Annotated in this window: 12 protein-coding genes; 3 read left to right on the top strand and 9 right to left on the bottom strand. The window is 70.1% G+C overall.

Features of this window, described 5'->3' with window-relative positions; all coding sequences use genetic code 11:
* The 6 genes from RI211_RS03375 to RI211_RS03350 all read right to left on the bottom strand — a co-directional run bounded on the left by RI211_RS03375 (position 1) and on the right by RI211_RS03350 (position 7427).
* Complete coding sequence (locus RI211_RS03375) at positions 1–1548, bottom strand: hydantoinase/oxoprolinase N-terminal domain-containing protein (protein ID WP_268777259.1); 1548 nt, start codon at positions 1546–1548, stop codon at positions 1–3.
* A 43-nt stretch (positions 1549–1591) separates the two neighbouring features.
* Positions 1592–2932 carry a purine-cytosine permease family protein gene (locus RI211_RS03370; RefSeq protein WP_259953473.1) on the bottom strand — a complete coding sequence of 447 codons (1341 nt, stop codon included), beginning with the start codon at positions 2930–2932 and terminating at the stop codon, positions 1592–1594.
* Positions 2933–3163: 231 nt separating this feature from the next.
* Positions 3164–4567 (bottom strand): threonine synthase, encoded by a 1404-nt coding sequence (thrC, locus tag RI211_RS03365; protein WP_315637225.1) that lies wholly within the window; start codon positions 4565–4567, stop codon positions 3164–3166.
* Between the two features lie 83 nt (positions 4568–4650).
* On the bottom strand, positions 4651–5415 hold the full coding sequence (gene erm, locus RI211_RS03360) for a 23S ribosomal RNA methyltransferase Erm (protein ID WP_315637224.1): 765 nt from the start codon (positions 5413–5415) through the stop codon (positions 4651–4653).
* Between the two features lie 219 nt (positions 5416–5634).
* Positions 5635–6237, bottom strand: coding sequence for a response regulator (locus tag RI211_RS03355; RefSeq protein ID WP_315637223.1), 603 nt, complete (start codon positions 6235–6237; stop codon positions 5635–5637).
* Positions 6234–7427 (bottom strand): sensor histidine kinase, encoded by a 1194-nt coding sequence (locus RI211_RS03350; RefSeq protein WP_315637222.1) that lies wholly within the window; start codon positions 7425–7427, stop codon positions 6234–6236. The genes RI211_RS03355 and RI211_RS03350 overlap by 4 nt, the downstream gene beginning before the upstream one ends.
* A gap of 156 nt (positions 7428–7583) precedes the next feature.
* On the opposite strand from RI211_RS03350, the gene RI211_RS03345 reads away from it, so the two are divergent.
* Together RI211_RS03345 and RI211_RS03340 are read left to right on the top strand one after the other, a co-directional pair.
* Positions 7584–8126: a small multidrug efflux protein gene (locus tag RI211_RS03345; RefSeq protein WP_268777264.1), complete on the top strand. Its 543-nt coding sequence runs from the start codon at positions 7584–7586 to the stop codon at positions 8124–8126.
* 38 nt (positions 8127–8164) lie between these two features.
* Positions 8165–9067 (top strand): arginase family protein, encoded by a 903-nt coding sequence (locus RI211_RS03340; protein WP_315637221.1) that lies wholly within the window; start codon positions 8165–8167, stop codon positions 9065–9067.
* A 24-nt stretch (positions 9068–9091) separates the two neighbouring features.
* Here the strand turns inward: RI211_RS03340 and RI211_RS03335 are convergent, their stop codons facing one another.
* The gene (locus RI211_RS03335) at positions 9092–10384 is read right to left on the bottom strand and encodes a hemolysin family protein (protein ID WP_268777266.1); all 1293 of its coding nucleotides are present in this window, start codon (positions 10382–10384) and stop codon (positions 9092–9094) included.
* A 94-nt stretch (positions 10385–10478) separates the two neighbouring features.
* Positions 10479–11498, bottom strand: a complete 1020-nt coding sequence (locus RI211_RS03330) for a TerC family protein (protein WP_315637220.1) — start codon at positions 11496–11498, stop codon at positions 10479–10481.
* Between the two features lie 357 nt (positions 11499–11855).
* On the opposite strand from RI211_RS03330, the gene aspS reads away from it, so the two are divergent.
* Positions 11856–13157 (top strand): aspartate--tRNA(Asn) ligase, encoded by a 1302-nt coding sequence (aspS, locus tag RI211_RS03325; RefSeq protein WP_315637219.1) that lies wholly within the window; start codon positions 11856–11858, stop codon positions 13155–13157.
* A 59-nt stretch (positions 13158–13216) separates the two neighbouring features.
* Here aspS and RI211_RS03320 read toward each other — a convergent pair whose 3' ends face one another.
* Positions 13217–13864, bottom strand: coding sequence for a GntR family transcriptional regulator (locus RI211_RS03320; RefSeq protein WP_187663272.1), 648 nt, complete (start codon positions 13862–13864; stop codon positions 13217–13219).
* Positions 13865–13923: the final 59 nt, after the last annotated feature.

Genomic DNA, 13923 nt, shown 5'->3' with positions numbered 1-13923 from the left:
TCAGGCCCCCATGTCGAGGTCGCCGACGGCCTTCACGCGGATGCGCGTGGCGTTGCCGGGAAGATACGGGATGGGGACCTCGTCGAAGTCGATGATCGTCACGGTCGCGGGCTTGGCACCGGCCGCGATGGCCTTGTCGACGGCCTCCGCGCGCACCTCGGCGATGGTCTCATCGCGACGACCGGGCTCGATCGCGTAGACCTTGTCGATCTCGCCACCGACCTGCGCGATCGAGGCGCCGATGGCGTTGGCGACCGCATAGTTCTCCGGCCGATGCACGGTGCCGAACAGCGGCAGCTCGTCGGGCAGCAGGATGGACCCGCCACCGACCGCCACGACCGCGATGGGTTCGGGCGACGTGCGCATGCGGTCCACCGCCTCCGCCACCCGCTCCGCGATCCGGGCGAGCACCCGCTCCACGAAAGCGGGGTCCAGGTGCGCGACCTTGGCGGGGTCTCCCACCTGCGCGCGACCGGCGGCGACCGCGATGTCGGTGGCCGTGAGGGTCGAGCCGCCGAAGACCAGCGCCTCCGTCGTCAGCGTGTAGCCGACCGAGGCCGGGCCGACCTCGGCGGTCTCCTCGTCGACGATGCTGCCGCCACCGATGCCGAGGGAGAGCACGTCCGGCATCCGGAAGTTCGTGCGGATGCCGGCGACCTTCACCTCGTTCGCCGTCTCCCGCGGGAAGCCGTTGATGAGCAGGCCGATGTCGGCGGTGGTGCCGCCCACGTCGATGACGGCGCAGTCGACGAGTCCGCTCGTGGCCGCGGCTCCACGCATCGAGTTCGTCGGTCCGGACGCGAACGTGGCGACCGGGTACCGGCGCACGTAGTCCTCGTCCATCAGCGTGCCGTCGTTCTGGCTGAGGAAGATCGGCGCCTCGATGCCCTGCGCGCGGACCGCCGAGGTGAGCCCGTCGACGATCTCCGACGCGAGCTCCCGGAGGGCGGCGTTGATGATCGTCGCGTTCTCGCGCTCCAGCAGCCCGATGCGGCCGATCTCGTGCGAGAGCGAGATGGCGGCGTCCTCCCCCAGCACCGAGGCGACGATCTCGGCCGCCTGCACTTCGAGGTCGTGGTTGACCGGGCTGAACACCGACGAGATGGCGACGGACCGGATGCCGTGCGCCTTCATGTCCTCGGCGTGCGCGCGGATCTCATCGGGGTCGAGCGGCGAGATCGGACGGCCGTCGAACTCGTAGCCGCCGTGCGCCAGGTAGCTGCGCGCCCGGGTGGCCGCGACGAGAACCTCCGGCCAGTCGATCAGCGGCGGCAGGGCCCGCGTCGCGGGCAGGCCGAGTCGAAGGGCCGCGACCGGAGCGAGTCGGCTCGCCTGCACGAGCGCATTGATGAAGTGCGTCGTGCCGATCATCACCGCGTCGATGTCGGCCCCCTCGAAGGAGTGCCCCGCACGGAGGTCTTCGATGGCCTGGACGATCCCGCTCGTCACGTCCGGGGTCGTGGAGTGCTTCACCCCGGCCAGGGTGCGGGTGCCGTCCATGAGGACGGCGTCGGTGTTGGTGCCGCCGACGTCGATACCGATGTGCATGGTGCTCGCTTTCGTGGAGGTGGTTCTTTTCCGGCGCATCTGCTCAGACCGCGGCGGGGGTGCTGTCGACGGGGCTCGCCTGCCGGGTGGTCGCGACGCCGACGCCGCGCACCCAGCCGAGCTTGCCGGCGACGATGTAGAGCACCATCGACAGGAAGAGGCTGAGCAGCGACGGGATGCCCCAGGTCACGAAGTAGCCGACCAGCGAGGAGACCAGCCAGACGACGATCGTGGCCGGGACGATCCTCGGGGCGGTGGCGGGCAGGGTCCCCGCGGCACGGGTCGCGTCGAGCTCGGGACGCCAGCGGCGCACCACGTAGTACTCCGCGACCATGATCCCGGCGATCGGCGGGAAGGCGACGCTGAGCACGACGAGGAACTCGGTGAACTGACCGAGGATGCCGACGGCGGCCAGCACCGAGCCGACCACTCCGAGGACGATCGTGGTGGTGACACGGTGGAGGTTCTTGCCGAAGGCCGTGGAGATGAAGTTCACCAGGCCGAGAGTGGAGGAGTACAGGTTCCAGTCGTTGATCTTCAGCGTGCCGGTGAGGACGATGAACAGACCGATGAAGCCGACGGACGAGGTCACGATCGCGACGATGTCGCCGGTCGCCGCCGCGTGGGCGAGGAGGACGCCCGCGAGTCCGATCACGAATTCGCCGAGGGAGACGCCGAGCACCGTCTGCTTGACGACGTCGGCCCGCGAGCGGTTGAACCGGGTCATGTCGCCGGTGATGATGGCGCCGACGATGAGGCCCCCGGCGACGATGCCGGTTCCCGCCCAGACGCTCATGGTCGGGCCGGGTGCCGGGCCGGTGAGCAGTTCGCCGATGTCGTGCCGCGTGAGCTCGGAGATGACGGACCAGCCCACGAGGATGAGGAACAGCGGCACCGTGATGTTGGCGAGCCACTGCATGCCGACGAAGCCGAAGGCGACGATCGCGGTGACGGCGAGGCCGAAGATGAGGCTCCAGGCCCAGACCGGCAGCGCGCCGGGCATGAGCGCGTCGAGCGACTGCGCGGAGATCGCGGACTGGATGCCGAACCAGCCGATGAGGCTGATGCCGATCGCGAGGCCGACGAGCGAGGCGCCGATCTCGCCGAAGCCGGTCCAGCGGGCGAGGAGCGCCGTGTTCAAACCCTCGCGCTGGCCGATGAAGCCGACGACGCACATGATCACTTCGAGGATGAGCGAGCCGAAGAGGAAGGCGAGGACGGCCTCGCCGAAGGTCATGCTGTAACCGAGGGTCGCGCCGAGGAGGAACTGCGAGAGGGCCGAGACCTGCCCGAATCGCTGAACGGCGATTCCGAACCAGGGTTTGCGGGCCTCGGGAGTCACTCGGGAGAGCGCGAAGTCGTCTGCGTGCGCCGTGCGTGCCATGGGGGTTCCTTCGGGAGGAGGATACGGGTTGCCCGCCACGGTACTCACCCCGCCACCTTCCCGACATGTGCACTCCGCCCTGATCTCCCTTCTTCCTGTGCACACTGCCCACCCCCTCCCCTCGCCCCTCTCTTCCCCCTCCCTTTCGCCGAGACCCCGGCTTCACGTCGAAACCCCCTGTCTCCGGCGTCGGGGACAGGGGGTTTCGGCGCGAAAGCGGGGTCTCGCGGATCAGTGCAGGGCGTTCTCCTCGATGAAGGCGCGGAGAGAGTCCTCGTCGTCGGCCATCTCGGTCACGTGCTGGGGGGCGTCGAGCATGGCACGGAGCTCGGGCGCGTACGCCAGCTCGACCCCGATGGCCTCGTGGATGGTCTCGGCGAACTTCTCGGGCTTGGCCGTCTCCAGCACGAGCATCGGCACTCCGGGCTCCACGTACTCCCGCGCGACCTTCACCCCGTCGGCGGTGTGCGGGTCGATCACCTCGCCGGAGGTCTCGTAGACGTCCCGGATCGTCGCGAGCCGGTCCTCGTGCGTCGAGGTGCCGCTCACGATGCCGAACTCCTCGGTGAAGCGCGCCTGCTCGGCCGAGAAGTCGAAGAAGCCCTGCGCCTCCAGGTCGTCCCAGGCGCCGACGACGCGCGCGGGGTCGCGGTCCACGAGTTCGAAGATGAACCGCTCGAGGTTCGACGCCTTCGAGATGTCCATCGACGGGCTCGAGGTCGCCAGGGTCTGCGCGGCGCTACGCGGGCGGTACACCCCCGTGCGGAAGAACTCGTCGAGCACGTTGTTCTCGTTCGCGGCGAGCACGAGGCGCCGGATCGGCAATCCCATCTGCTTCGCGAAGAATCCGGAGAGGATGTTGCCGAAGTTCCCCGAGGGGACGGTGAACGACACCTCGGTCCACCCGCCGGCGTCGGTCGCCCGCAGCCATGCCCAGAAGTAGTAGACAGTCTGCGCGGTGATGCGGGCGAGGTTGATCGAGTTCACGGCGCCCAGGTGCTGGGCGCGCTTGAAGTCGAGGTCGCCGGCGAGCTTCTTCACGAGGTTCTGGCAGTCGTCGAAGACGCCCTCCACCGCGATGTTGTGCACGTTCGCGTCGTCGAGCGAGAACATCTGCGCCCGCTGGAACGCGCTCATCCGGCCCTGCGGCGAGAGCATGAACACCGCGACGCGCTCCTTGCCGCGCAGCGCGTGCTCCGCGGCCGAGCCGGTGTCGCCCGAGGTCGCGCCGAGGATGTTGAGGACCGAGCCGTGGCGCTCGAGCGTGTACTCCAGCACCTGCCCGAGGAACTGCATGGCCATGTCCTTGAACGCCAGCGTCGGGCCTTCGGAGAGGCCGACCAGCGTGAGGTCGTCGTCCACGCGACGAAGCGGGACCACGCCGTCCGGGAAGTCCGCGTACGCCGCCGCCGTCATCCGCGCGAGGTCCTCTCGCGGGATGTCGGTCGCGAAGAGTCCGAGGACCTCGGTCGCGAGCTGCGGATAGGTCAGCGCCCTCCAGCGCTCGAGCGTCTCGCCGTCGACCTCCGGCATGACATCGGGAACGGCCAGACCGCCGTCGGGCGCCAGGCCCTCCAGCAGCGTCTCGCTGAACGACTGCGGCTGCATGCCGCCGCGGGTGGAGATGAACGGCACGTGTGCTCCTCGGCTCGGGACTCGGCGCCTCCATTCTCGCAGGCCGTTCCGCATCGAGTTGACGGGATGACAGGAGTGCGCGCTCATGGTCGCGAGACGTGCTGCCAGAGCGCGGCCCAGTGCTCGGGGCGCAGATCGCGAGCAAGGCGCCGTCCGTCGGCCCCGGCGTCCGCCACGGCACGTCGTGCGCGGGAGCTCGGGATCTGGGCGGCGGACGCCACCACCGCAGTGAGAGAGGACCCGCGGCCGGTGAACACCGCCCGCACGAAGGCCTCATACGGCCTCCGCTCGGACACCGGAACCAGTGCCGAACCGCGCCGCGCGACCGAGAGCACTCCCCCGTCCACGCTCGGCTGCGGTGAGAAACCCCACGCCGGTACGCGACCCTCCAAGGAGAAGGTGAACCACGGCGCCGACTGCGCCGTCATCATCGTGCTGCCGCCCACGCCGGCGCGTTTGCGTGCCACCTCCCACTGGGTGAGCAGCACGGCCTGCCTCCACTGCCCGCTCGACAGCAGCCGTCGCAGGATCGGGGTGGTCACGTGAAAGGGGATGTTGCCGACGACGACCTCCGCGTCCAGCGGATGGCGGGTGGCGTCGGCGACCTCGACGCGCACGCCGGGCAGCGTCCGACGCAACTGCTGCACACGGTGCTCGTCGATATCGATGGCCGTGAGGGGTCGGTTCAGTCGGGCGAGGGAGCGCGTGAGCGCGCCGTCCCCGCATCCGAGTTCCAGGATGGGGCCGGACGTCCGCGCGACGAGGGTCGTGATGCGAGCCAGCGTCGGACGGTGGGTGAGGAAGTTCTGGCCGAGTTCGTGACGGCCGCCATGGACGGATCGAGGCATGAGTGCGCTCCAGAGGAAGAATCGGAGCACCTCGAAGGAGGGGAGGACGCGGGAGACGTCGGTGATTCGCCCGTCCCGAGGTGCGATGACATCTCGGTGGACGGCGCGCAGAGCCGTGCGGAAAGCGAGCGCGCCGTCAGGAGCGGCGGTCGCGGAACACGAGGGTGCGCCCCATCACGGGCGCAGCGCATATTGTTCCCATGTCCGTCAGCATAGCGCTCAGATCCAGCCGCGCTCCTCGGCGACGAGCACGGCCTGCTGACGGGTGCTCACCGAGAGCTTCCCGAGGATGACGGAGATGTGGTTGCGCACCGTCCCCGGCGCCAGCGCCAGCGCCCGCGCGATCTGTCCCGTGGTCTCCCCTCGGCGCCCGGCGCGGAGCACGTCCAGTTCGCGGTCCGTGAGCGGCGAGCGCTCGTCGCTCAGCGCATCCGCGGCGATCTCCGGATCGACGTACCGGGCGCCGGCCGCGACGCGGCGGATGATCGCGGCGAGCTCGTCCGCGCCCCGCGACTTGGGCACGAAACCCGAGACGCCGGAGGCGAGCGCCCGCCGGAGCACCCCTGGACGCGCGTGCCGGGTGACGACGATGCAGCGGGTCGCGATCGTCCGGTTGAGTCTCTCGGCGACCTGCACGCCGTCGAGCCCCGGCATCTCCAGATCGAGCACGCACACGTCGGGTTCGAGCCGGGTGGCGGCGGCGACGGCCTCCTCGCCGTCCGCGCATTCCGCGACGACGTCGATGTCATCCTCGAGGCGCAGCAGAGCGGCGAGCGCGGAGCGGATCATCCCCTCGTCGTCGGCGAGCAGCACCCGGATCATCGGACGATCTCCGCCTGCGCTGGCACGGTGACCGTCACGACGAACTCGTCGGCGTCCCTCCGCTGCTCGTACGTGCCGCCCGCCTCGCCGATCCGCCGGCGGACACCGTCGAGCCCGGAGCCGCCCGCCCCGTCCTCGGACGCGGGGTCCGCGTCGTTAGCGACCTCGTATCGCCAGGCATCCGCCGTCCGGTCCAGGATCAGGCGCGCGTGATCACCGCGTCCGTGCCGCAAGACGTTCGTGGTCGTCTCCCGGATCACGGGACCGAGGTCGGCTGCGGGTGCCGCATCCGCATCGGGGTGGATCCGGGCGTCCACGGTGAGCCCTGCCGCCTCGAGCAGATCCCGGGCGTTGGCCAGCTCATCGCCGAGGGGCACCGACCGGAACCGTGTGGCGAGGTCTCTGGTGCCCTGTCGTGCGTCGTCCACACTCGCCCGCGCGGCGCGGAGCTGCTCCATCCCCGCCTCCTGGTCGGTCGGGAGCAGGCGCTCCGCCAGCTCGAGCTGCAGGGCGATCACCTGGAGGTGATGCCCCTGGAGGTCGTGCACGTCGGTGGCCACACGCAAGCGCTCCTGCGTGGCGGCCAGTCGCGCCTCCGAGGCGCGCGCCCGGTCGAGGGTCACGAGCACGTCCCACCACCACAGCGAGCTCACGGTCATCCCGGGGAGCATGACTCCGTAGATGACCGGCACGAACCAGGGCACGCCGTCGCCGAAGGTCGTCGTCGAGTCGACCAGCGCGAGAGCCACGAGCACGACCGTCGCCGCCACGGCCACCCGCACCCGGATCCCGCGCGGCCAGCTCAGCAGCACGAAGACCTGCACCACCGGCATCGCGGCGAGCTGCCAACTGCCGACGAGAGCCCCCGCCGCGCCCCCGTATACCAGGGCGACGACGGTCGGGGCGGCCAGGCGGGCCCAGTTCACTCCCGGGCCGACATCGACGCGATGACGGTAGTCGACCAGCAGCGGGACGGTCGACGCCGCCCAGAGCACGCCCCCGACTCCCACGACGAGCAGCGCGACGCCCGAGCGATCCAGCGCCACGGCGATGCCGAGCCAGGCCGCCACCAGCATGAGCTCGATGAAGATCACCCCGCCCACCGTGTACCACCAGGTGGCGGTGATTCCCCGCGCGAGCTGGCGGGCACCGGGGCCGGGATCGGAGAGGGCGGGGGAAGGACTGCTCACGCTCCCCACGATAGAGGCGTGACACATGTCACGGGATCCGGTGCGAACCGCATGGAGAGCGGTGACGCGGCGGCACTGCCGCGCCGGGGCCGCTTCGACTGGACTGGGGTCATCGCGACGGAGAGACCGTCCGCACCGACACCCGGAGCTTCCCCCATGAACCTCATCGAGACCTTCCAGAACCTCGTCGCCCAGGTCCCCGACCTCGTCCAGCCGCTCATCGTCGCCCTCGCCGGGGCGGTCCCCTTCGTCGAGGGCGAGGGCGCCGCGAGCATCGGAATCCTCGGAGGCATCCCGCCCGTGGTCGCCGCCATCGCCGCGATGGTCGGCAACTTCCTCTGCGTCGCGATCCTGGTGCTCGCCAGCGCGGGCGCCCGCCGGGCCATCGTGGACCGCTCGCGGGCGAAGCAGCCGGTGACGGTGGGCGGCGGCACGAGCCTGGAGGCCGACGGCGTCCCGGCGGAGACCGGACGCGGGTCCGCCCGCCGCGAGAAGTTCCAGCGCGCTTTCGAGCGCTACGGCGTCCCCGGGGTGAGCCTGCTCGGACCGCTGCTGCTGCCGACCCACTTCACCGCCACCATGTTGGCCGCGTCCGGCATCGGCAAGGGGCGCATCCTCGTGTGGCAGGCCGTCGCGATCATCGGCTGGACGACCGTCATCGCGGTGATCGTCGGCAGCGCCGTCTACGCCATCCGCTGATCGACGGCGATGTCGGACGCCCGGGGCAGGATGAGCGCATGATCACGCTGCTGTCCGCCCCCAGCAACCTCGGCCTGCGCCCACCGGAGCCCGGCAGCGTGCCCGGCTCCGCGAAGGCGCCGGAAGCGTTCCGCGAAGCGGGGCTGTTCCGGCGCTTCACCGACCGGGGCGCGACTGACGGCGGCATCGTGCTGGCCGGGCGCTACGTGGACGACGACGCGACCCGGCCCGCCGACCGGGTGCGCAACGAGGCCGCTTTCGTCGACCACTCCCTCCGACTGGCATCGCGTATCGGCGAGATCCTCGATGAGAGGCGAGCGCCGCTCGTGATCGGCGGCGACTGCGGCATCCTCGTCGCCGCCGGGATCGCGGTGAAGCGCCGCGGCGGGGCCGGCCTGGTGCACATCGACGGACACACCGACTTCCGCCACCCGGGCAACAGCGACGAGTGCGCGAGCGTGGCGGGCGAAGCGCTGGCGGCCGCCGTCGGCGCGCACTGGCCGTCCATCGCCGACATCGAGGGGCTCGCGCCGTACTTCTCCCCCGCTAGCACGGCCCACATCGGACACCGTGATGATGACGAGGAGCAGGCGGAGGTCCGCAGCCTCCTCGCACGCGTCACACCTGCGGCCGATGTGCTGGCGCGAGGCGCGGATGCGGTCGCCGCCGAGACCGCGGCGTCCGCGGGCGGCCGCTACTGGCTGCAGCTCGACGTCGATGTGCTGGACCCGTCGGTGATGCCTGCTGTCGACAGCCCTGACCCCGGCGGTCTCGACGCGGCGGAGCTCACCGCTCTCCTGCGCGCCCTCGCCCCGCGGGCGATCGGAGCCAGCATCACCGTGTTCGATCCCGACCTCGATCCGGATGGCCGCTACGCGCGGCTCCTCACCGAGGTCCTCCACGACGGACTGCGCGAGCTGGGCAGCGGGGCGCGCGACTGACGCACCCCGCCACCCGGTCGCGCATCAGTCCTCGGCGCCTCGTCCCGCTGCCGGATCGGTCTGCATCGAGACCCGCACCCGCGCGATGCGGCGGCGATCGATCTCGACCACCTGGATCGTCGCACCTGGGACCTCGACGGTGTCGCCGACCACGGCGAGCCGTCCGAGCTGCTCCGTGACGAATCCGGCGATGGTGTCGGAGGAACCGCGCGGCATCGCGAGCCCCGTCGCCTCCTCGAAGTCCTGCAGGTTGAGGCGCCCGTCCAGCCCGTCGTCGGCGGAGAGGAACACCTCGGCGTCGTACTCGTCGAAGATCTCACCGACGACCTCCTCCACGAGGTCCTCCAGCGTGACCAGACCGTCGGTGCCACCGTACTCGTCCACGACGACCGCGATGTGGTGTCCCTCCGCCCGCATGCGGGTCAGAGTCGGCAGCACGCCTGCCGTGGACGGGATGTAGGGGATGTCGCGGACGAGCCCCTGCAGCGGGCGCTCCGGGTCGTCCGCCGCCGCCTCGAAGAGGTCACGTACGTGCACGAAGCCGGTGATGTCGTCGATCGACGTCTGCGACACCGGGTACCGGGAGTAGGGCAGCTCGCGCACCTGCTCCACCGCCGCCCCGACCGTGGCAGCCTCGTCCAGCGCCACGACCTCCGGTCGCGGGCGCATGACCTCGCTCACCTGGCGCCCACGCAGCGAGAGCACGTCGTCGAGGATGCGGCGCTCGTCGTCAGGCAGGCCCTGGTGGGTCGCCACGATATCGCGCACCTCCTCATCGGTGAGCTCGTCGCTCGTCTTGTGCGGATCGCCGCCGAGCACGCGGACGAGCGCGTTCGTCGAGACGGACAGCAGCCAGATCACCGGGCGCATGACGGTCGCGAAGCCGTTCAGGGCCGGCGCCACCGCATACGCGAACTGCGCGTTGCGCTGGATCGCGAGCCGCTTCGGCACGAGCTCGCCGAGCACGAGCGACAGGTACGCGATGATGAGCGTCAGCACGATCGTGGCGAGGGTCATCGCGAGCGGAGGTGCGACGCCCCAGCCCTCCAGCAGCGGCGCGACGGACGGGGCGATCGAGGTCGCGCCGTACGCGGCGGACGCGAAGCCCGCGACGGTCACACCGATCTGCACCGCCGAGAGGAAGGTGTTGGGGTTGCGGGCCAAAGCGGCGACCTTCGCCCCGCGACGTCCGCGTGCGGCGATCGCGTTGAGCTGGCTCTCACGGAGCGTGACCAGCGCCATCTCCGTCGCAGCGAAGACACCGCCGATCAGCACGAAGAGCAGGACGAGGGCGATGTTCCAGAGCAGATCGCCCATCAGCGGGCGACCTCCTCGGTGGCGGGGTGAGCACCCGGGATGAACCGGGTGCTCGTACTGTCAGAGTCCGAAGAGTCAGAACAGCGCTGCGCGCTCAAGAGTGCTCCTTGTCGATGGTGGGGGTGGAATCGGTCGGGGAAGAGAGGGTGTTGCGGTGCCGGCGCGTCTTCATCAGGCTCGCGACGGTGGCGACCGCGATGGTCGCGGCGATGAACAGCAGCGAGAACCAGATCGGGATCTCGGGTGCCCACAGCATCGGCTCGCCGCCGTTGATGAACGGCACCTCGTTGACGTGCAGGGCGTGCAGCACGAGCTTCACACCGATGAACGCGAGGATGACGGCGAGGCCCTGAGCCAGGTAGACCAGGCGCTCGAGCAGACCGCCGATGAGGAAGTAGAGCTGACGCAGACCCATCAGGGCGAAGGCGTTCGCGGTGAACACGATGTACGCCTCGTCGGTGAGGCCGTAGATGGCGGGGATCGAGTCGACGGCGAAGACGAGGTCGATGAAGCCGATCGCGATGATCGTCAGAAGCATCGGCGTGACGTAGCGCTTGCCCTTCTGGACGACCGTGAGCTTGTCGCCGTTGTACTCCTCGCTGACGGGGAGGTGGCGGCGGACGAAGGTCATGAAGCGACCGTTCGCAGGGTTGCTCTCGTGGCTGCTGAAGGCCTGGCGGTACGCGAGGAAGAGCAGCAGCGCGCCGAAGACGTAGAAGATCCAGGAGAAGTTCTCGATGAGGGTCGCGCCGACCGCGATGAAGATGCCGCGGAGGATCAGCGCGATCACGATGCCGATCATCAGCACCTTCTGCTGATAGATCTTCGGCACCGCGAAGCCCGTCATCACGATGAGGAACACGAAGAGGTTGTCGATCGACAGCGCCTTCTCGGTGAGGTAGCCGGCGAAGTACTCGCCGCCGTACGTCCAGCCGGACACCATGCCGATGCCCACGCCGAAGAGCAGCGCGAGGCTGATGTAGAAGATCGACCAGCGTGCGGACTCGCCGATGCTCGGCTCGTGCGGCTTGCGGACGTGCGCGAAGAACTCGTACACGAAGAACGCGATGGTGACCGCGATCGTGATGACCCAGATCAAGGGGGTGATTTCCAACGGGTACTCCAGACTCGGGCGTGACGGAACAGCGCCAAAGTCTTCCCCATCCCGCTGAGCGGGACCGGTGGGCCGGGATGCAGACGCATCCGTAATGACGACCCGACCGTGTCGGAGTACTCCCCTTGGATAATCCAGGGTACGAGACGGTGCCCGCGGGATTCTGTGGATCTGCCGAGAGCGCCCCTAGACTGGACGCGGCGACCGCCGGAGCGTGACGACCTCCGGCCTCCGGGCAGGCGGTCCCCGCGCGTCCGGCGTACCGACGAGAGGCCGGCTTCTCACCGGCGAAGGTGTGGTGGCACCGCGATCTGGCCCCCGCCCACACCTCCAGGGCTCCCACAACCTGGAGGAGAAATGAGATCACCCGACCCCGCCCGCACGCTCGCCGCGGAGCTCGCCGAGGCCGTCCCCGACCGCCGTGTCACACTGCTCGGTCACGTCCACCGCCGGAGGGAGCTCGCCACCGTCGCGTTCCTGATCATCCGCGACCGTTCCGGACTCGCACAGGTCGTCGTCCGCCCCGCGCAAGCTCCGGCCGGCGGCCTCCCTCCGGAGGAGACGGTCGTCCGCGTGACGGGGACCGTCGCCGCGAACCCGCAGGCCCCCGGCGGCGTCGAGATCGTCGACCCGCAGATCGAGAGCCTGTCGGAGCCGGCCGCACCGCCGGTCGTGGCACTGTGGCGTCCGACACTCGAAACGAGCCTGCCGACGCTGCTCGACCACGCCGCGGTGACTTGGCGCCATCCGGCACGCCGCGCGACCTGGCAGATCGCCGCGGCGAGCGTGCGCGCGTTCCGCCGGGTGCTCGACGCCGCGGACTTCACCGAGGTGCAGACCCCGAAGATCGTCGACACCGTGACGGAGTCGGGAGCGAACGTGTTCCCGGTCGACTACTTCGGCAGGACCGGATATCTCGCGCAGAGTCCGCAGTTCTACAAGCAGCAGCTCGTGGGGGTGTTCGAGCGCGTCTATGAGGTGGGTCCCGTCTTCCGCGCCGAGCCGCACGACACCGTGCGGCACCTCTCGGAGTACGTGTCGCTGGACGTCGAGTTCGGGTTCATCCGCGACCACCGCGACGTCCTGCGCCTCCTCGGCCACGTGCTGCGCGGCATGCTCGACGGCATCCGCACCGACGCCGCGGAGGAACTCGCGCTGCTCGACGTGACGCTCCCCGTCATCCCCGAGGACATCCCCGTCGTGCACTTCCGGGATGCGCTGCGCCGGGTCGGTGCTCCGGCCGACGAGCCCGACCTCTCCCCCGCACACGAGCGGGCGCTCGGGGCGTGGGCGAAGGAGGAGTTCGGCAGCGACGTGCTGGCCGTCGAGGGATACCCGATGCGCAAGCGCCCGTTCTACACGCATCCGCAGCCCGACGACACGGAGGGGAGCAACAGCTTCGACCTCCTGTTCCGCGGTCTGGAGCTCGTGACCGGCGGACAGCGGCTGCATCGGCACAGCGAGGTCATCGCGGCGATCGAAGCTCGGGGCGAGTCGCCCTCGGCGTACGCCGGCTACCTGGAGGCGTTCGCGCACGGGATGCCTCCGCACGGCGGCTTCGCGATCGGACTGGAGCGCTGGGTCGGCCGACTGGTCGAGGCGACCAACGTGCGTGAGGTGACGCTGTTCCCGCGCGACGTCCATCGCCTCACGCCGTAGCTCCGGGACGCGACGAGGGCGACCGCGGTGTGCGGTCGCCCTCGTTCGTCAGCGGCGGATCACTCCGTGATCTCGGCCAGCCCCGACTGCTCGGCCCGATCGATGATCGCGGGGAGCGTCTCGTCGAAGAAGCTCACCAGGACGGCCCGGGTCTTGACCGCGTCCCGTTCGGACGTCGCCTCGCGGATCGCGCCGACGAACTCCTCGACGGCGGACCAGTCCACGGCGTCCTTCGCATGCTGGGTGAAACGACGGATCTGCGGCCCGAGGCGCTCGATGGAGTTGGCGCGCGTGGCGTTGCCCTCGATCCGGGCGAAGCCCGTCGCCGCGCTGCGGAGCGCCGCCCCGAACGCGATGATGTCCCGCTCCTGCACCGACGCCGCCATGTCGTCGGCCAGCTCGACGAGGTACGCCACATCGTCGTCCTGGATGACCGGCATGACGTGACGGACCGAGCCGATCCAGATGTCGCCGAACAGGTCGACCGCGTTCCGCACGCGCTCCAGATCGATCGGGGCCACGCGGGTGTACCGGTTCCGCTGCATCTCGACGAGGCCGTTGTCGGCCAGGCGGTCGAGGGCATGACGGATCGGCGTCTTCGAGGTGCCGAGGCGTTCGGCGAGTTCGTAATCGCGCAGACGCTCGCCGGGCTGGAGTTCGCCGCTGATGATGGCATCCTGCAGGCGCACGAAAGCCTCGTCGCTCATCGACCGGCGTTCGAGGGGGCCGCCAGAGAGTGTCACACTGCCTCCAGTGGGGGTCATGG

The organism is Microbacterium meiriae (genome assembly GCF_032364335.1).
GTDB classification, from domain to species: domain Bacteria; phylum Actinomycetota; class Actinomycetes; order Actinomycetales; family Microbacteriaceae; genus Microbacterium; species Microbacterium meiriae.
Note: the sequence above shows the minus strand (reverse complement) of the source record. Positions and strands in the feature narration are given on the sequence as shown.

Coding starts and splice junctions, on each gene's coding strand:
- RI211_RS03375 (WP_268777259.1), bottom strand. CDS start 1,548: ATGCACATCGGTATCGACGTCGGCGGCACCAACACCGACGCCGTCCTC.
- RI211_RS03370 (WP_259953473.1), bottom strand. CDS start 2,932: ATGGCACGCACGGCGCACGCAGACGACTTCGCGCTCTCCCGAGTGACT.
- erm (WP_315637224.1), bottom strand. CDS start 5,415: ATGCCTCGATCCGTCCATGGCGGCCGTCACGAACTCGGCCAGAACTTC.
- RI211_RS03355 (WP_315637223.1), bottom strand. CDS start 6,237: ATGATCCGGGTGCTGCTCGCCGACGACGAGGGGATGATCCGCTCCGCG.
- RI211_RS03345 (WP_268777264.1), top strand. CDS start 7,584: ATGAACCTCATCGAGACCTTCCAGAACCTCGTCGCCCAGGTCCCCGAC.
- RI211_RS03340 (WP_315637221.1), top strand. CDS start 8,165: ATGATCACGCTGCTGTCCGCCCCCAGCAACCTCGGCCTGCGCCCACCG.
- RI211_RS03335 (WP_268777266.1), bottom strand. CDS start 10,384: ATGGGCGATCTGCTCTGGAACATCGCCCTCGTCCTGCTCTTCGTGCTG.
- aspS (WP_315637219.1), top strand. CDS start 11,856: ATGAGATCACCCGACCCCGCCCGCACGCTCGCCGCGGAGCTCGCCGAG.
- RI211_RS03320 (WP_187663272.1), bottom strand. CDS start 13,864: ATGAGCGACGAGGCTTTCGTGCGCCTGCAGGATGCCATCATCAGCGGC.